Here is an 18,949-nt window from a genome sequence, read left to right on the forward strand (position 1 = left end):
ACGTACACACTGGAAATTCATCTTGCCTGCACCATGTAAAATCCGGTCTAACATTTTTCGGCCACTTTCGTCAATGCTCTTGTTTTTGAGCATTAACTCTGCATATGTTTTAATAGATGTTAATGGCGTTCTTAAATCATGCGATATGGTATAACTAAAGGTATCTAATTCTTCGTAAGCAGCTTGTAGCTTTTCGTTTAGTAATCGGATTTCATTAGCCTTCTTGTTAATATAGGTAACTATGATTTCACGAATCCGTAAAACAGAGGTAATTTCTTCGGGCAGCCACTTATCAGAGGTATTATTAACTACCTGCGACCAGGTTTCGAAAGATTTTCTTGGCGATAAACTTGCTACTCCATTTTCTGATGAGCTTACTGGTTTATCAGGATTTCCTGCCCAGTTTACGGTAGAAATCTGTTCTGGCTTGAACCAGATAATAACTTCATCAGGATCTTTACTAATGGAACATGCCAACATGCCCGATGCGATGTCTTTATATTTTTTGGCTGGATTGAAGATTTCTGATAACCGATGGGTATAATAAATAGACTCATCATTATTTTCTTTAAGCCAGTCTGCAAGTTCCCAAATTGAACGTTCGTCAGGTACACGACCAAGAGTTTTCAAATCATTTTCAAAAATAATTGCAACACCTGTCCCGTTAGTAACATCAAGAAGGGTTTTGCTATGTTTTGTCAAAGCATCAACCAGATATTTATCTCTGTTTAGATGTTCTAAAAGTACTGAAGCAGTATCTTTAAAATGCTCCACCATCTCCGAATCTTCCTCGGCCTGCCTATACTCTAATGCAGACGATAAGATTTCGCCAATTAATTTAGATCCTTCCCTGGCTTTATAATCAATAAATTTAGGACTATAGTTATGGCAGGCAATTAAACCCCATAATTCTCCATTGCAAATTAAAGAGATGCTAAAACTAGAATCAACACCCATATTTTTTAGGTATTGAATATGGATCGGTGAAACTGCCCTCAACCCACCATTGGTTAAATCAAGAGGTGTATTTTCCTGATAGGTTAAAATCGGAGAATCTTCAGTATTAACATTCGCAATTAACCTTGTTAAGTTAAGTTTATAAAGTTCCCGGGCTTGCTTTGGGATATCAGATGCCGGATAATGTAATCCAAAAAATGGCTCCAGATTATCGTTTTTCTCTTCTGCTACAACTTCTCCATGCCCATCGTCCAAGAACTTATAAATCATAATGCGATCGTAGCCTATCAATTTTTTAACTTCTACAGCCGCACCTTTAAGCAAAGCCGAAACCGATTTGCCCTGCAACATCACTGAAGCTGAACGTCCGATTAAACTTTGGATATCATACTGAAGCGTAACTGGTTCAAACTCCAGCAACCAGTCGTTTGATGATGGACTTATAATTAAGTAAAAGGGCTCTCCGTTAATATCTACAGGATGTGGACTAATTGCATCAAAACTTTTCCTAATGATTCCAAGTGCTAAAAGATCCTCAACATTGAAAACTGGCTCTTGTTTGATATATTCGGAAAGTATTGAAACTGGCTGATCTAACAATTCTCTTGGAACAATACTCAGAAAATCTGCAGTATTTTCACTTAAATACTTGATGGTAAGATCGTTTTTATCGATAGCGATTAAAAAACCGTGGGACTGAACTTTACCTGGAATATGGATGGGTTCTTTGTCACAATTAGTTAAATCGACTGAAAATTTATTCATAATAAAAATAGGTCTTACAAAAATATCAGATTTTTCGAATTAACAAAGATTACATGTCTTTTAGAATGACTCTAATTTGCTATATTCAATTTCCGGATATATTTTTTATTTTATATTTGTTCAAAATTTAAACAATTATCCAAACCTTGGCAAAGAAAAACATTTTGGTTGTCGAAGATAACCACGCAATTTTAGATGTTATTACTCTTATTTTAGAAAGCGAGGCTTTCAATGTAGCCGGTTTAAACAAAGGTGCAGATTTTATTGATCATGTTAAGGAATTCAATCCTGATGTAATTATCATGGATATTATGCTACCTGACATTGATGGCAGAGTACTTTTAAAAGAATTAAAAGAAACTGATTCGACAAGCCACATTCCGGTGTTAATGATTTCAGCCCGCTACAATTCAAATAACTACACTCTGGATGGCATCTCTGCAGACGACTTTATGGCTAAACCTTTTAATATTGATGAATTAATGGATAAAATTTATGCTTTAATTAAATAGCAAAATTATCCTCCGCTATCTCCGAATATCATCTTTGTCCATTTTTCAATTTATTAATCCGATCAATAGTCGCCTTGACTGATGAGATTGCTGGACAGGTTCTAAGTATCATCCAACAATCTCCCGGTAGTCCATTGAAAAGAATAGTATTTCTATAATGGATATATTATTTATGACGCAACGCCAATAATCAGTTCAAGTTAGCAAATGTCAAAATAGCCAGACTATTTCTTCTTACTTTTAGAATCTGCGTCCTTGGTAACATTCACTTTTTTTGCATCTTTTGCTGAAGTTACTTTTTCATCAGCACCTTTTGCTTTTTCACTTTTCGACGCTGTAGCCTTGCTATCTTCAGCCGATGTTTTTGAGTTTTTCATAGTATTTTGTTTATTATTTAATCTTCAGCTATTAACCAGGCTTTCGCTTCTTCAATTTCTTCAGGTTTAAAACCTTTTGATGAACCTGGTGTGGCAATCGTAAATACATCGCTAAACCACTCCACGCCTTTCTCATGACTTACAACTGCAATTTTTTTCCATTTGGTGAAATTCTGTAAACCTGCTTTTGCATCCTGAACCCAAGCACCGGCCGTAAAATTTTTAACATCGGTTTCCAAAACAAGCAAATATCTGATCTCATCAAACCGATCTGCTGTACGCTTTAAGCCTGGAAGCAAAACATTTTTCAAATCTTCGCTCGTTACCTCACCTGTTGCTCTTACACCAAAAATATTGTCTGGTAATCCTGTTATTTCTGTCAACATATGTAGTTATTTTTTAATAGAACAAGCAAAATGCTGTAGATGTTTGGAAGCGCAAAAATTCTAAAAAGTTGTAAGTGCAGAAAAACTCTTATATGGCTGATACTGTTATAAGAAACAAAACTTAAGAAAATAAAATTAACCCTATGAAAACCAGATTATTAAAAATCTCTTCTGCTGTCTGTGCAGTAGCGATTTCCGTTTCGGCTTGTACCAGTGGCGACAAGGCATCAACAACAACTGATTCTACAATGGCCGATACTTCTAAAGTAGTAGCTTTAAAACCAGCCGGACCAGCGCCAGACTGGGGAAAAACCATTAAACCTGAGATGCAGACCGTAATCGAGAAACTTGCAAGTTATGGCGACAAGCCGATTGAAACATTAGATCCGGCTGCAGCTCGTAAAAACCACACTCCTACAGATGCTGTGATGGATTTAGTAAAGGAAAACAATATCACCATTCCCGCCCCAAAAGTAGATACAACTGGTAAAGATATTGATGTAGCAGGTGGAAAGGTTCATGTAAGAATCTATACACCAAAAGAAGGAAATGGGCCTTTTCCGGTGATTGTTTATTATCATGGCGGAGGTTTTGTTATTGCTGATCTTGATGTTTATAATGCATCTGCACAGGGATTAGCTGAGCAGGTAAATGCAGTGGTAGTTTCAGTTGCTTATAGATTGGCTCCGGAAAATAAATTCCCAACCGCACACAATGATGCATTTGCTGCTTATGAATGGGTAGTGAAAAATGCTGCAAGTATTAAAGGCAATCCGGCTAAAATAGCAGTAGTGGGCGAAAGTGCTGGCGGAAACTTAGCTGCCAATGTTTCTATAGCTGCCCGCGAAAAAAAGATAATGATTCCTGTACATGAAGTATTAGTCTATCCAATTGCACAGGCAAATATGAATACAGAATCATATAAACTTTATGCAAACGCAAAGCCATTAAACAAGGCGATGATGGGATGGTTTACTGAAAAGTATTTAACCACGATGATCGAAGCTCAAAATCCTAAAATCTCATTAGTTAATGCGAACTTGAAAGGCCTACCTCCAACTACTATTATTACAGCGGAAATAGATCCATTACATGATGACGGTACGATGTTAGCAAACAAACTTTCCGATGCTGGCGTAAAAGTTAACAGCAGAAATTATGAAGGCGTAACTCATGAATTCTTTGGGATGGCTATCCTTGTTCCTGAAGCCAAAGCAGCACAAGCTTATGCAGCTGAACAATTAAAAGCAGCATTTAAATAATTAAATAAATAATAAGGCCAAGAGTTGATCTTCAATTCCTGGCCTTATTATTTTTACTTTATACTTTGCTATGATAATTTTTTCCTAAGCACCTTTTTTCGAACCCAGACTCTGCATCAATTGATCATATAAATCATCACTGGTTGCCTTCTGTGGTTTCATTTTCTTAACCGTAGCCCTTTTACCTTTTGCCTTAGCTTTGATCATTTTTAAAAGTTCATCACTATAATCATCTTTAAAGGCACTCAAATCAAATTTCGAACTATATTGTTTGATTAAAGCCAGCCCTACATCCATTTCCTTTTTAGTGATGGTGATGTCGGTAACTTTTGTAATTTCTGACAAACTCCTGATTTCCTGTTCAAACCTTATCTTCGTAATCACGATTACACCATCCATTGGATGAATGACACAGAGATTTTCAGTATTTCTCAATACAAAACGTGCTACGCCAGCTTTACCTGATTTTTCAAGTGCTTTAAGAAGTAAAGCATAAGCCTTTTTACCTTGCTTTTCGGGCTCTGTATAGTAAGAGGTTTCATAATAAATCGGATTAATTTCTTTGATATCTACAAAGTTCTCCAATTCAATGATTTTGGTTTTCTCTGGTGATGCTTCTTCAAAATCATGTTTATCCAGAATAATGTATTTATCCTTTAAAAAATATCCCTTCACAATTTTTTCAAAAGGAACTTCTTTGTGGGTTTTTTCATTTACACGCTGGTAGCGAATTTTTTCGTGATCACGTTCATCGAGCATATCAAAATCAAGATGTGTGGTTTGTACTCCAGAGAATAACTTAACAGGAATGTTGACCAAACCGAACCCGATTGCGCCTTTCCAAATTGATCTCATAGCTATTATGTTTAAATTTTATAGGGTAACAAGCACAGATTTCATATTGTTTTGTCATAATAACCCAAAAATGGTGCAATTCAAAACCATTTGTGATACATAATGTTAATTAAATACATTAATCTATTTGAGTACCTATGAAGATCGCATATATTTCCACTTATCCTCCACGCGAATGCGGGTTAGCAACATTCAACCAAAATTTAGTTAACGCTTTAAGCTTAAATCCATCTTACAATCCACAACAAAGTTTTGTTGTTGCGATGAATGAATCGGAAAATCTTGATGAGCATGCATATCCAAAGGAAGTTAAGTTTGTGATCCGACAACAAAATCAACAGGATTATATTGATGCGGCCAACTTTATAAATGAAAGCGATATTGATACCGTGATCATTGAGCATGAATTCGGAATTTTCGGTGGAAATAGCGGTGTTTTTCTTTTATCGTTAATTAATCGTTTAAAGAAACCCTTTATTACCATTTTGCATACAGTGTTGAAAGAGCCTAGTTTTATGCAGCAAACCATTATAAAAGAGATTGCTTTGAAATCTTCGAAAATTGTGGTAATGAGCAAAAAAGCTGTTTTATTTTTAACAAGCATTTATCAAATCCCGAAATCATCTATTAAATTGATCGAACATGGCGTTCCTGACCTAGAACCTATCTTAAATAATGAAGTAGCACAAAGTGATCTTTTCAAAAACAGGAAAGTACTATTTACGTTCGGTTTAATTAGCAGAAACAAAGGTTTGGAAACAATGATCAAGGCACTTCCAAGCATTGCTGTAGAACACCCTGAAGTTTTATATGTCATTTTAGGAAATACACATCCTGGTGTGGTTAAACATAATGGCGAAGAATATCGTGATAGTTTGAAAGCTTTAGCCAAGGACCTAGGTGTTGAAAATAACATTGCTTTTGTAAATAAATTTGTTTCTGAAGAAGAGTTACATCAATATTTAACGGCTTGTTATATCTATGTAACGCCTTACTTAAATGAGGCACAAATTACCAGTGGCACATTATCTTACGCCATTGGCGCAGGTGCAGCTGTAGTTTCCACTCCATACTGGCATGCTCAAGAATTGCTAGCTGATAACCGAGGTAAATTATTCGATTTCAAAGATGATAAGCAACTGGCTCAAATTGTGAATGAATTATTGAGTGACGAGCATAAGCATCAGCAACTTAAACAAAATGCCTATCAATATGGATTAAATTTGCGCTGGCCAGCTATTGGAAACGTATATATCAACGTTTTGAAAGATGCATTGGCAGCAGGAAATAAACCCCAAAGAACAGTACCTCCAATTATTGATGTGGAAGGTATGCCTGCATTAAATTTAAATCACATCAATTTACTAACTGATGATACCGGGATTATTCAACATGCCCGCTTTGGAATTCCAAATTTAAAGGAGGGTTATTGCATTGATGATAATGCCCGGGCACTGATTATGGCATTAATGGCTTTTGAACAAGATAAAAATCAAAAAGCGCTGAAGTTAATTCCTGTTTATCTAAGTTTTATTCAGTACATGCAACGTGAGGATGGAAATTTTAGAAACTTTTTAAGTTTTAACAGAAATTACCTCGATGAAGTAGGTTCTGAAGATTCGTTTGGACGCACCATTTGGTCACTTGGATATCTAATTGCTGTCGCACCAAATAACTCATACCGTGAGTTTGGAAGAGAGTTATTTTCTCACTCTGTTACCCACTTTAAAGATCTGAAATACTTACGCGGAAAGGCTAATACCATCATCGGAATTGCTAACTTTTTAAGTGTACACCAAGGAGATGAACTGTTAATTACTGAAATTAACCAGCTCGCAAAATCGCTTGTTTCCTCTTATCATGCTAACAAAGACGGTGATTGGCACTGGTTCGAAGACATTTTAACTTATGATAACGCCATTTTGCCTTTAGCTTTACTACACCATTATGAGGCTACCGGAAACCAGGAGTCTTATCAAATTGCAATGGAAAGCATTGAATTTTTGAATAGTTTCTCATTTGAAAACGGATATTTAAATCCGGTTGGAAATGCAGGCTGGATGAAAAAACACGGTAAAAACCCAATTTATGATCAACAGGCTATTGAAACGATGGCAATGGTTTTATTGTATGCAAAAACCTTTGAAATAACAAAAGACATCAAATACCTGAACATGATGCATACCAGTTATGAATGGTTTTTAGGAAAAAACAGCTTACACATTCCGTTATATGATTTTGAAACCAATGGTTGTGCCGATGGTTTGCAGTTCAACAGTGTAAATAGAAATCAGGGAGCAGAAAGCACATTGGCGTATTTTATCTCTCACCTTGCAGTGCTAAAGGCTGCCGAGGCTGAATATGTAACACTTGCTTCACCATTGGTTGAAGTAGATAAACTAGCTTAAAACCCGTCTCTAAAATAAAAAAGGGCTGATTCATGAAAATGAATCAGCCCTTTTTTATTTTAGAGCGAAAGCTATTTCTCGTTATTTTCTAATAATCTGTTTAATAAAAGTTCAAGATTTACTGTGGCAAATGATGAACTGTAATCTGACAATCCGTAAGGAATAATTAATTCGCCGTTGCTAATAATTGAGCCGCAAGAATATACCACGTTTGGCACATAACCTTCACGTTCATCATTATTTGGAATAATGAGCGGTTCGGTTAAATGACCTATTTCTTTACTTGGATCATCTAAATCTAAAAGAACAACACCAATACAATATCTTCTCATCGGTCCTACTCCATGAGTAATAACGAGCCAGCCCTTATCCGTTTCAATTGGAGAACCGCAATTACCAATTTGTACCAATTCCCAATCGTATCGAGGTTGCTTTAAAAGGATTGGATTTTCCCAAACGTTCACTTTATCCGAAAACATAATGTAATTATTCCACCCATCTATCCTACTCATCATCACATACTTTCCATTTATCTTTCGTGGAAATAACGCCAGGTTTTTATTCTGTGCACCGTCGCCATAAAGTGGAATCACTTTGAACTCATAAAAATCTTCAGTTTGTACCAGTTTAGGAATAATTAAAGATCCATCGAAAGCTGTGTACGTTGCATAATAAACGGCTTTGCCATCATCTCTAACAAATTTTACAAAGCGGGCATCTTCAATCCCTTTGCGTTCAAATTCCGAAATCGGGAAAATAACACGATCAGAAATGTCTGTATCTTTAGAAAAACTAATGGTATGATAAGTATCAGATAACCAAAGCACTTTATCAAACTCAACCAGTTTGGACGGGTTATCTTTATATAAAGTTTTCGAATCTTTGATGATATTACTTAAGCTGGTATACTCAAATTTTTCATCCAGCTGGGCTTCGATTTCTTCTAAAACAGCAGGATCAATCTGTGCGTAGGCAGCTTTCTTTAAAAAGAGCTTTTTGACATATATGGCGTTTTTCACCACCTCTGCCTCATCTACATAATCACCAACCGGCAACACCTGAATGTTATTATTTTTATCAATTAACGCTCTGCGAAAAACGATAGATGAGATGTGACCTTCTCCTACAGCTCTAAAACTGATGATCACACGCTTTTCACCTTCCACCAAATCAGTTTGGTCTGGATCATCAACAATACTAGGGTTAAAAAAAGCAGCTGATTCTATCGAATATTCATGAGTAAAGTAGGCGCCAATCAGTAACCTTGTGTATTGATCCAGATCCTCCATATCAGTCCCCAGTATGGCAAACTGTTTTTTAAGTTTCTTGCAATGGCGATTTAAAATTTTGGTGATGTTCCTGTGTCGTTTGGAATATTCCTGAAGAATAGGCGATATCAAACTAAAAACTTTATCATCAGAAAATTCCAAAACTTTCCTGATCACTTCAAGTGCTCTTTCTTCTCCGTTGAAAAAAAAACGGGCAATAACCCGTTTCGTATCGGGATGAACTTTAACGGGTTTTCGTTCTATGTATAATCTCATTATTTAAGCATTTTTGATAGTTTATTCGATTGTTTTAAGCAACAGTATATTAACTAAATTACGACTTAATTGTTTCTATTTTTTATCGTTTTGCTGAGATTCTTTACCTTTAACAAGAATCGCTCAAGTGCGAATCTTCATCAATCGAAAACAATATCATGTTCAAAAATATAATTCCGGCAAACGAAGATTTAAGATTAAGAAAACTTATTTATTATGAAATTTTAGATTCTCCTGCTGAACAATCATTTGACGGGATCAGCACCTTAGCAGCAGATATCTTTGACGCTAAAAATGCCGGAATTTGCTTTGTTACAGATGAGGATATCTTTGTAAAGTCGAGAGTTGGCGATTCGATTAAAACACAAAGAAATGACCGTTTAATAGCGCAAGTTATCTTACAAGGTGAGGTTTTGGTTATTGAGCACGAGCCTACCGACCAAACTATCATTCCTTTAGTAGCGGCACCTATAAAATCTCCAGACGGTTTTAACATTGGGGCAATTTATGTGTTTGGTTCTGATGTTAAAAAGCCAACAGAAAAACAGAAAAAAATGCTCATGCAATTGGCAGAACTGGTTATCGATAAGCTTGAAACCCGCATTGCTATTAGAAAAACTTTAACTGCGCAGGATGACCGTCTTCATGTACTGATTCATGATTTAAAAAACCCAATGACTACAATTTCGCTGCAATCTGAGCTGGTAAGCAGAATGCCTAATATCGATGAGAAAGCTGGACTAATCGCTTCAAAAATTAATCAGCAAGCAAAACGAATGGTGGACAACCTAAATGAAATTTTAAGCTCTGCAAAAAAGGTAGGCGGATCATTCAAGCCTAAAAAGGAAAAAGTAGATTTAAGCTATATTGTGAAGCTGGCTTCTCAAAATCTTGAATCTTTTGCAAAGAAGAAAAATCAAACTATCAACTTCGAAATAGAGAGCGGGCTTGAAATTTTTGGTGATATTGAAAAGCTCACTGAATTATTTTACCATGTGATACATAATGCTGTTAAATTTTCCGGACCTGAAACGGAGATTTCGTTTTCGCATCAGACGCATGGAAATTTGATCACTATTGCTGTAAAAGATCAAGGTGTTGGCTTAACACCCGGAGATCTGGAATTGTTATTTATAAAATTTGCCAGATTAAGCGCCCAGCCTACCCAGAATGAAAATTCTAATGGTTTAGGGCTAACACTCGTTAAAATGTTTGTTGATATGCATAAAGGTAAACTTTGGGCAGAAAGTGGAGGTAAAAATAAGGGCACAACAGTTTATATCCAGCTACCTATTAAATAGTTAATCTAGCAGTTCAGCGAGCTTCATTTCTTCCAGTAAAATTCTTTCCGGGCTTCCTGTTTTTAAAAACGACCATTTGATAAGTCTGATCAAATCGTTTTCAATTTCAATTCCGGTGATATCGCCATCATTAAAGCAGCAGCAGCCGCTGTTGAAATATCCTTGTTTGTATTGCTTAAATTCCGGCGCTTCATCACCTTTCTTAATTCGCTTGCTAAGCTCCAGGTTGAGCATCTCGATTTCTTTTTCATTATGCGCCGCCGTTGCGTTCTTTAGCTTAAGATAAATTCGTTCCAAATGAGTTAAAGAAGCAAAAACCGGCTGATGCGTATGCCCAGTAATTAGCGACGTGTTCATCTGCTCGGCTTGCCAGCTGTACATCATACTATTGTGCTCCGTTTTTAATTGGCTATCGTAAGCAGGGGTATTTGGATTAATGCGCAAAAATGATTGCAGAGGTGCCCAGATGGTACTCACAAACCACTTGCTAAACCAGTTACCATCACTTTGTAAATCTCCCTGATGACCGTGAGTAAGAAAAATATTTAAAGTTTTAGTATCGACTGTTGTTTTTAAGATCACACCTTCATAAACCTGAATTTTCTGGCCGTATATCCTGTTCAGGTTGAAACCGGCTAAAGGGTCATTATCCCAATACAAATCATGGTTACCGAAGATTTTTGTGAAGGCGCCGGCTTCTATAAAAGCTCTTTCTGCATCAAAAGTTGCCTGGTTATGCTTGATGATGGTTTCCATCAAATTTTCCCAGAGTTCTTCACTATCACCTAAATTGATGTAATGAAAATTATTTTTTCGATAATGATTCAACGCCGCTAAATAATTTGGTTCCGCAAGAGAAAAATCATCAGCGTAATCTCTTGCTCCCTTATGTTGATCGGAAAAAATGATAAATCTATCAGCTTGCTTAACTTCGAGAATAATACCTCGTTTGCCCGGCGACTTCGAAATTGTATGGTATAGGGTTGTCAGAGCATTATGAATGCGTTTTTGATTAGGTCTTGAGCCAAATTTGTTAGATAGCCTGATTACCCACTTACCTAATAATTTTTGAAGCAGTTTCCGCATTAAATCTCAATGATGTGATTAAAATAACAAAAAATATCAGCAAACGTTTCATTTAAATTATTGGCTAAGCCCTCCACTATCTCTACCGCATAGGTAAGTAACATTTACTTTATACAAGTTTCTGTTCGATCAAATATTTCTACTTTAGAAAACTAACCAAGTATCATTAAAATGAAAAACAATCAACCCCTTCAGTTACTAAAACCTTTTATCTTATTTACAGGACTATATTTAGGGCTCAGTTTTATTAGTCTGGCACAAGTAGCTCAACCAAAAGGCTTACAGCTATCCAATGTAACCAAAGTTGCTCGATTGACAGGAACGCCGCTCGAGACAGAAAATTTGCCCAGCCCGAACAATACCGCAGATGCTTATGATGTTGGTGGAACTGATTTGGGTATTTTCTGGCAAATGAAAGGATCGAAAGTTGGCATCTTTTTCGGTGATACACATGGAAGGGAATTTGTTGCGGAGAAAGGTGGCAAAGGAGGTGGCAATGGTGCCAATTGGCGATCGAATGTTCTGGCCTTTTCCAGCGACGATCATTTAGAAGATGGAATTACTATTGATTCGATGGCGCTTGATCAAAATGGAAGTGCCCGCGAAATTTGTGCAGGTGGAAAGACGAATCCTCAAAAATACAATACCTCCATCCCTACTGCAGCAATCAGGGTAAATAACACCGATTATGTGCACTACATGAACATTTACGACTGGGCTGGCCGAAACGGCCGATGGTTAACCAATTTCTCATCCTTGTATGCTTCTACTGATGATGGGAAAACCTGGATGAGAAAAAATGAGGTAACTTTTAAAGGTGACAGTAAATTTTCACAAGTTTGTTATGCCAAAAAAGATGGTTATGTTTTTATGATCGGCAGTTTATCTGGCCGTGGTGGACCCGGTTATCTTGCCAGGATTAAAGAAAAAGATATGCTAAATCTTAGCCGCTATGAATATTGGAACGGTAATACTAATCAATGGGAAAAAGGAGATGAAAGCAAGGCAACGGTTGTTATTCCTGGCCCGATTGGAGAAGCATCATTAATTTTCCATAAGAAATATAAGAAATGGATAATTGCTTACAGCTATGATTCTGCTTACGACCCTTCAGCGAAAAGAAAATTTCATGCGCTGGCCTATCGTGATGCAAAAGAAATTAACGGAAAATGGAGTGATTTAAAAATACTTGCGGATGTGAACCAGTTTAAAGGCTTGTACTGTCCATATATTTATCCACTGAGAAACAATGAAGATCAATTATACTTTACAATGTCTCAGTGGGAACTTTATAATGTTTATTTGATGAAAGCTGATATTGAGTTAAAATAGCTATGCATCTTCCCCATTCCAAACATCATCGTCAGCATGTTTGATTTCATCATGGCTGGATGTGGATGATTTAAATAGCTCATCATGATGGTAATTTCTTTCTGGGTTTTCAGGTAATGAATCATCATGATCAGGTATCGTTTTCCGCAAATGTTCAGGCTTCTTCACTTCAGGTAAATCATCATGAATGACTGAAGGTTTAAGAATTTGTTTTCCGGGAGTTGATTTGTTATCCATGTTAGGGAATGATCAAATTTCAAGCCATAACTTAAACTATAAAACAAAACCTGTTCGATAAACAGGTTTTGTTTGGTATGATTAATAATTTCCGGTTACTCCAACTTCTAAGCCACGTAATTCAGCCAAACCGCGTAAGCGGCCTATTGCCGAATAGCCAGGGTTTGTTTGCTTAGCCAAATCATCCAGCATTTGATGGCCATGATCAGGACGGAAAGGAATTGCCTGGTCGCGTTTGGCATTTTCATCAGACAAGGCTTTCATAATTTCATACATATTTACGTCGCCGCCCAAATGATCAGCTTCATAAAAACTTCCATCCTCATCTTTAGTTACATTGCGTAAATGTGCAAAATAAACACGCTCTTTCACCGCGTTAAATATTTCTAAAGCATCATTTTTCATTCCCGCCCCTAATGATCCGGTACAGAAACAAACGCCATTAAATGGTTTATCTACCTCTTTAATAATGTATTCAAAATCTTCGAGTGTGCTTGCAATTCGTGGTAGGCCTAAAATCGGATAAGGAGGATCATCCGGGTGGATGGTCATTTTAATGCCTTCTTCGGTGCATACATCAGCAATTGAAGAAAGAAAATATTTTAAGTTTTCTTTTAATCCCTGAGTGCCGATAGCGGAGTATTCATTTATACTTGCCCTCAACGTTTCGAGTTCAATTTCTTTTTCATTTGGGATACCCATGAGCACATTTACGCGTAAATCGGCTAATTCCGATTCAGTAAGGGTCGCAAATTTTTCATTTGCCCTTTTTAAAATAGATTCGGCATAATCTACCTCTGCGTTTTCTCGCTTAAGAATATGAAGATCAAAAATCGCTAAATCAATCCAATTAAAATATAAGGCTTTCGAACCATCCACCATTTCCAAATCCAACTGGGTACGTGTCCAATCTAATACCGGCATAAAGTTATAGCAAACGGTTTTCAATCCACATTGAGCAAGGTTACGCAAAGAGGTTCTATAGTTCTCGAGGTAATGTTCTACATCTTTCCTGCGGGTTTTAATAGCTTCATGAACGGGTACACTCTCTACCACAGACCAGGTCAATCCTGCGGCTTCAATAATGGCTTTTCTTTCTTGTATATCTTCCAGAGGCCAAATTTCACCATGTGGAATATGATGAAGCGCAGTTACAATGCCTGTTGCTCCAGCCTGTTTAACATCTTGTAAGCTTACCGGATCTATCGGACCATACCAACGCCAGGTTTGCTCTAATTTTTTGTAGTTCATATGTGGTTATTCAGATTTTTTGATTTTTAAACTCCGGAGAAAGCACAGAAACCGCCATCAACAGTAATGTTTTCGCCATTTACAAATTTTGAGGCGTCGCTTAATAGGTAAATTAAGGCACCAATTAATTCCTCCGGATCACCAAATCTTTTAAATGGTGTTTTCGAGATAATAGCCTCTCCTCTTGCTGTTAAAGAGCCATCCTCATTAGTCAGCAATGCTCTGTTCTGGTTAGTGATAAAGAAACCGGGCACTATTCCATTCATTCTTACTTTATCACCATGACGGTTGGCCAATTCTACCGCCATCCATTTGGTATAACTATCAATGGATGATTTCGCCAGAGAATAGCCTAAAACACGGGTTACTGCCTGGGTTGCCGAAACGGATGATATGTTTACAATGCTTCCGCCGTTTTTAGCGATTTCTTTACCGAAAATCTGAGTGGGTACCAATGTTCCAAAAAGGTTTAAATCGAAAGCTTGTTTTAAAGCAGAGATGTTAAGATCGAAAATACCACTTGTTGGTTGAACCACAGCTTCGGGAATATTACCACCAGCACCATTAACCAGTGCATCAATCCGACCAAATGTTTTAATGATTTCCGCGTTCGCGGCTATCAAATCTTGCTCGTTGAGGACATCAGCGATGATATAAATTGCCTTTCCACCAGCTTGGGCTACAGTATCGACCCTAAGTTTTGCTGCATCTTCATTTCTACCAATAACTACAATTGTTGCCTGGGCGGCAGTAAGTCCGGCTATAAATGCTTCTCCTAAAACACCAGTTGCACCGGTTACAACAACAACCTTATCTTTTAGAGAAAACAGGCTCTCGATATTTTTTATCATTTGTTTAGATTTATATGCGGTTATTCAACTACTAAGGTGGCTATGGAATGTGGCAAGCTCGTTGTGGTGGCGGCCTGACCTTTAATCCATAAACTGTACTTTAATTTCTCGTCTGATTGGTTCATCACCACAACGACTAACTTTCCATCTGTATTTAAAAATGCAGTAGACTGTAATAAATCACGACTTGAGGCCGTACCAATTCTCTTAGCACCCGGACGGATAAATTTTGAGAAATGCCCCATGTAATAGTAAGCATTAGTATAAATTAACTTGTCATTTTTAACATCAGCGTGTACTGGTGCAAAACAAAAGTTTCCAACATGATTTGGCCCACCATTTTCATCTAATAGGATGTTCCAATCTGTCCAGGCTGCAGTACCGGCGTTAAAATCATTTATCATTGAATATCCGTAACGTTCACCCAGCGTCCAGTCATCCAACTTTTTAACATCATATTTTTCTTTACATCCTTCAGTAAAAATTAAGGCCTTATCCGGATAGGCTTCATGTGTTTGGCGAACATTCCCGAATTGCATTCCGCTACCCGTCCATGTTTCATACCAGTGAAAACCGATGCCCCAAACGTATTTCGCAGCTTCCTTATCATTTAAAATGGTACTTGCTCTTTGAAAAATCTGGTCACGGTTATGATCCCAGGCGATTAATTTTTTAGATGCTAAACCTGATTTGTGAAGCGTTGGGCCTAAGAAGTTTTTGATAAAATCACGTTCCTCCTCTGCCGTGTACACACATGACTCCCAAATCTGTTTTGCCATCGGTTCATTCTGAACTGACAAGCCCCAGATTGGCATACCCATGGCCTCATATGTTTTAATGAATTTAACATAGTGATTTGCCCAGCTTTGACGATACTGTGGTAATAAATGTCCGCCTTTAATTAAGCTGTTATTATCTTTCATCCATGCTGGTGGCGACCACGGACTAACATATAAAGTAAGCTTACCACCAGCTGCAGCAGTTGCCTGTTTAATTAATGGGATTTTAAATTGCTCATCATGTGCCACACTAAAGGTTTTTAAATCTTTATCATTATCCTGAACATAAGTATAGCTTCCGCTTGAGAAATCGCAACTTGCAATGTTGGTACGGGCAAGCGTGTAGCCAATTCCCTTATCTTTATTATAATATGCAGACAATAATTCCTGCTGATTTTTTTTCGAAAGCTTGGCAAAAGTTTCTGCAGAAGCATCGGTTAATGCACCTCCTATACCTACTAATGTTTGATATTTTATCATAGGATCAACAAAGATGGTTGGCTCTGTTTCAAAAGGCTGCTTATTTTCTACAAAATTTAAGGTTTCAGTTCTGCTCAATCGATAATCAGATTTTTCCGCAGTCGTGTAAACCGTTACTTTTTTATTGCCTACAGCATACGTTTGAACGGTTTTTGTAACTGTTCTTACGTTTTTTTTGTTTTGCGCAGTTGCCGTGAATGCGGTTGCCAAAATCAATAACATGCTCAAATTTTGTTTCATTATTATTATTTATTTACGTAATACGCCAAAAGGCTGGCGAACTCATTTTATTTTGAACTTCGAATTTCCGAATAAATCATTCATTTAAGTCACAAAAACATAATTATTACGTATCATTTTTAAACAGCGCAGGTAACTGTTTATCATTCAGTATTTACTACTTTATTATATTTCAACTTTATTTATATTTTTCCTGCATTTGATTGTAGAAATTCTTCAGCACGAAATAGGCTTTCTTCTTTTCGCCGGTTTCTGAAATCAAACCTTTACGGTTCCAAAAATTTTGATAGATCGGGTGCTGCCGGCGAGGCGATCTGAAATCTGTTAAAATCCATGGCGTAATCCCTCTAAGTGATTTAATTTTAGATAACATGGTAATTTGATTTTTATACAGTGCTTCCTGGTATTCCTCGCTCCAACGTGTATTTTCATCAGCATGAAAACCTGCTAGAGCATCGCCACCAAACTCACTTATAACTACTGGCTTATTGTATTTAATATTGAAATCAATTTTTGTTATCTCACTTGGTACTCCTCCAAAATACCAACCGGCATATTCATTAAAACTTACCAAATCAATTTTTTCACCAAGTGGATCGTTTAATACCATGGTATTGCCTTCGCGGTGCACCTCAAGCGCAGCAGCAATTAATCGGGCATCATCCAAACTGCGGGCGGTTTCTACCAAATTGCTCATAAAACTTAATCGGGCATCGCTTAAAGGTGTTTCATTGCCAACTGACCAGATGACTACACTTGCACGGTTTTTATCCCGAAGAATGAGGTCAGTTAACTGCTGCTTTGCATTGGCGTAGGTCGCTGGATTGGTCCAGTTAATGGTCCAATAGACGGGAACTTCCGCCCAGACCATTAAGCCCATTTCATCCGCCAGGCGAATCATGTCTTCATTATGCGGATAATGTGCCAATCGAACGTAATTACAGTTCATGTCTTTAGCCCACTGCAGCATCATCCTCATATCACCTTTGGAGCGTAAGCGACCAGCGATTAATGGATTTTCATCATGAAGTGATATCCCACGGAGAAAAACTGATTTATTATTTAGCAGGATACTATCGCCTTTCGCTTCGATCGTACGAAAACCAATTTTATCATTGATATTTTCTTTATCAGATTTGATATTTGCCTCGTAAAGCTTTGGATTTTCTGGTGACCAAAGACTTAAGTTATTCCACGTAAATTCATCGTCTATTTTCCCTTCACCATCAGTTTTGTACTTTTTCTCCAACTTCAATTCGGGAATTGATAAGGTTATTTCCTGACCGGCAGTTGCATCTGCTAATCTCAAAGAAAAATTAATCAAGTTATTGTTGCCTTTAACCAATTGTAATTTGTAATCACTAATGAAGTGATCGGGAAATTCTGCCAGGTAAACATCTCGGGTAATGCCACCATAATTCCACCAGTCGGTGTTAGTTGTTGGAATTTCATCAGGTTTCCTGGTGTTATCTACCTTTACCACGACTGAATTTTCGCCAATTTTAAGTTTATTAGTTACATCAAATTGAAATGGTGTGAAACCACCCTTATGAACGCCAAGTTTTTTCCCATTTAGATAAACATGAGCCTCATAATTTACGGCACCGAAATAGATAAAATATTTTTTCCTTTCTCGGGCTTGGCATCGAATTTTTTACGCAACCAAACTGTACCTTCATAAAGCTCCAGTTTTTCAGCCTGCGAATTCCAGTCGCCCGGCACATTCATCTGTGGCGAACCATTAAAACTATATTCAATCAGTTCCGACTTATCTTTCTGCTCACGGTCATCGAAAAAGCCGCCCGTTCCTGTTTTAGTTTGATCGAAAGGTTGATGCCGATAATCATAATAACCGTTTTCATAAGGATCGATAATATAATTCCATTTGCCATTCAGGCTTTGAATATTTCTACCCTGAATATTTTGAATGGTGCTAACCTGGGCGTAACCCATTGATGTGAAGAGCGATAAACAGATTAAAATAATTCGATAGGTTGATTTTAGCATAAATAATCTGGCTTGTTAATTAATTGATCTTTTCAAAACTAACAATTAATTAACGGACGGTGTTTCCACCGCCCGACTAAATTTGAGCAAAATTTAGATATAATTCATTATCAATGTTTTATACACAGAAGTACTGATACATAACCGTTTCATAATTTAAAGTTCTGACAGGTGCATTTGTGGTTACCCTCCATGCCTGAGTTGGCGAATCTATAAAAACTACAGATTAAAAATCCTTGATTCTATAGTGAGAGGGCAATAAATCCAGTCGCGTAGACATTTCAAACGTTTGAAATAATTGAGAAATTTTCCAGTGTGT

17 protein-coding genes are annotated in these 18,949 nt (G+C 37.1%); 5 read left to right on the top strand and 12 right to left on the bottom strand.

What is annotated here, in order from left to right:
• Positions 1-1,722 (bottom strand): GAF domain-containing protein (locus ON09_RS14250; protein ID WP_010601741.1); only part of this gene is annotated, 1,722 nt, incomplete at its 3' end.
• 146 nt (positions 1,723-1,868) lie between these two features.
• Between ON09_RS14250 and ON09_RS14255 the strand changes: the two genes are divergently transcribed.
• Entirely contained in the window at positions 1,869-2,234 is a 366-nt protein-coding gene (locus tag ON09_RS14255) for a response regulator transcription factor (protein WP_010601742.1), read from the top strand.
• 224 nt (positions 2,235-2,458) lie between these two features.
• Here ON09_RS14255 and ON09_RS25205 read toward each other — a convergent pair whose 3' ends face one another.
• On the bottom strand, positions 2,459-2,611 hold the full coding sequence (locus ON09_RS25205) for a hypothetical protein (protein ID WP_157258963.1): 153 nt from the start codon (positions 2,609-2,611) through the stop codon (positions 2,459-2,461).
• Between the two features lie 17 nt (positions 2,612-2,628).
• On the bottom strand, positions 2,629-2,997 hold the full coding sequence (locus ON09_RS14260; protein WP_010601743.1) for a SpoIIAA family protein: 369 nt from the start codon (positions 2,995-2,997) through the stop codon (positions 2,629-2,631).
• Between the two features lie 143 nt (positions 2,998-3,140).
• On the opposite strand from ON09_RS14260, the gene ON09_RS14265 reads away from it, so the two are divergent.
• On the top strand, positions 3,141-4,259 hold the full coding sequence (locus ON09_RS14265; protein WP_010601744.1) for an alpha/beta hydrolase: 1,119 nt from the start codon (positions 3,141-3,143) through the stop codon (positions 4,257-4,259).
• An 84-nt stretch (positions 4,260-4,343) separates the two neighbouring features.
• On the opposite strand, the gene ku is transcribed toward ON09_RS14265, so the two are convergent.
• Positions 4,344-5,114: a non-homologous end joining protein Ku gene (ku, locus tag ON09_RS14270; RefSeq protein WP_010601745.1), complete on the bottom strand. Its 771-nt coding sequence runs from the start codon at positions 5,112-5,114 to the stop codon at positions 4,344-4,346.
• Between the two features lie 137 nt (positions 5,115-5,251).
• Between ku and ON09_RS14275 the strand changes: the two genes are divergently transcribed.
• The gene (locus tag ON09_RS14275; RefSeq protein ID WP_010601746.1) at positions 5,252-7,522 is read left to right on the top strand and encodes a glycosyltransferase family 4 protein; all 2,271 of its coding nucleotides are present in this window, start codon (positions 5,252-5,254) and stop codon (positions 7,520-7,522) included.
• 71 nt (positions 7,523-7,593) lie between these two features.
• On the opposite strand, the gene ON09_RS14280 is transcribed toward ON09_RS14275, so the two are convergent.
• Positions 7,594-9,066, bottom strand: a complete 1,473-nt coding sequence (locus tag ON09_RS14280; RefSeq protein WP_010601747.1) for a glycoside hydrolase family 130 protein — start codon at positions 9,064-9,066, stop codon at positions 7,594-7,596.
• Between the two features lie 158 nt (positions 9,067-9,224).
• On the opposite strand from ON09_RS14280, the gene ON09_RS14285 reads away from it, so the two are divergent.
• Positions 9,225-10,367: a GAF domain-containing sensor histidine kinase gene (locus ON09_RS14285; RefSeq protein WP_010601748.1), complete on the top strand. Its 1,143-nt coding sequence runs from the start codon at positions 9,225-9,227 to the stop codon at positions 10,365-10,367.
• Here the strand turns inward: ON09_RS14285 and ON09_RS14290 are convergent, their stop codons facing one another.
• Entirely contained in the window at positions 10,368-11,453 is a 1,086-nt protein-coding gene (locus ON09_RS14290; RefSeq protein ID WP_010601749.1) for a metallophosphoesterase, read from the bottom strand. It lies immediately after the preceding gene.
• 171 nt (positions 11,454-11,624) lie between these two features.
• On the opposite strand from ON09_RS14290, the gene ON09_RS14295 reads away from it, so the two are divergent.
• Entirely contained in the window at positions 11,625-12,785 is a 1,161-nt protein-coding gene (locus ON09_RS14295) for a DUF4185 domain-containing protein (protein ID WP_010601750.1), read from the top strand.
• Here the strand turns inward: ON09_RS14295 and ON09_RS14300 are convergent, their stop codons facing one another.
• From ON09_RS14300 to ON09_RS25700, 6 genes are all read right to left on the bottom strand, one after another.
• Positions 12,786-13,022 carry a hypothetical protein gene (locus ON09_RS14300; RefSeq protein WP_010601751.1) on the bottom strand — a complete coding sequence of 79 codons (237 nt, stop codon included), beginning with the start codon at positions 13,020-13,022 and terminating at the stop codon, positions 12,786-12,788.
• Positions 13,023-13,103: 81 nt separating this feature from the next.
• Positions 13,104-14,273: a mannonate dehydratase gene (uxuA, locus tag ON09_RS14305; protein ID WP_010601752.1), complete on the bottom strand. Its 1,170-nt coding sequence runs from the start codon at positions 14,271-14,273 to the stop codon at positions 13,104-13,106.
• Between the two features lie 26 nt (positions 14,274-14,299).
• On the bottom strand, positions 14,300-15,124 hold the full coding sequence (locus ON09_RS14310; protein WP_010601753.1) for an SDR family oxidoreductase: 825 nt from the start codon (positions 15,122-15,124) through the stop codon (positions 14,300-14,302).
• Between the two features lie 20 nt (positions 15,125-15,144).
• A complete protein-coding gene (locus tag ON09_RS14315; protein ID WP_010601754.1) occupies positions 15,145-16,623 on the bottom strand; it encodes a glycoside hydrolase family 30 protein in 1,479 nt (492 codons plus the stop codon).
• A gap of 178 nt (positions 16,624-16,801) precedes the next feature.
• Entirely contained in the window at positions 16,802-18,274 is a 1,473-nt protein-coding gene (locus ON09_RS14320; RefSeq protein WP_316927808.1) for a glycoside hydrolase family 2 protein, read from the bottom strand.
• A complete protein-coding gene (locus ON09_RS25700; RefSeq protein ID WP_202947156.1) occupies positions 18,220-18,630 on the bottom strand; it encodes a hypothetical protein in 411 nt (136 codons plus the stop codon). The genes ON09_RS14320 and ON09_RS25700 overlap by 55 nt, the downstream gene beginning before the upstream one ends.
• Positions 18,631-18,949: the final 319 nt, after the last annotated feature.

It is taken from the genome of Pedobacter agri PB92 (assembly GCF_000258495.1).
GTDB lineage: Bacteria > Bacteroidota > Bacteroidia > Sphingobacteriales > Sphingobacteriaceae > Pedobacter > Pedobacter agri.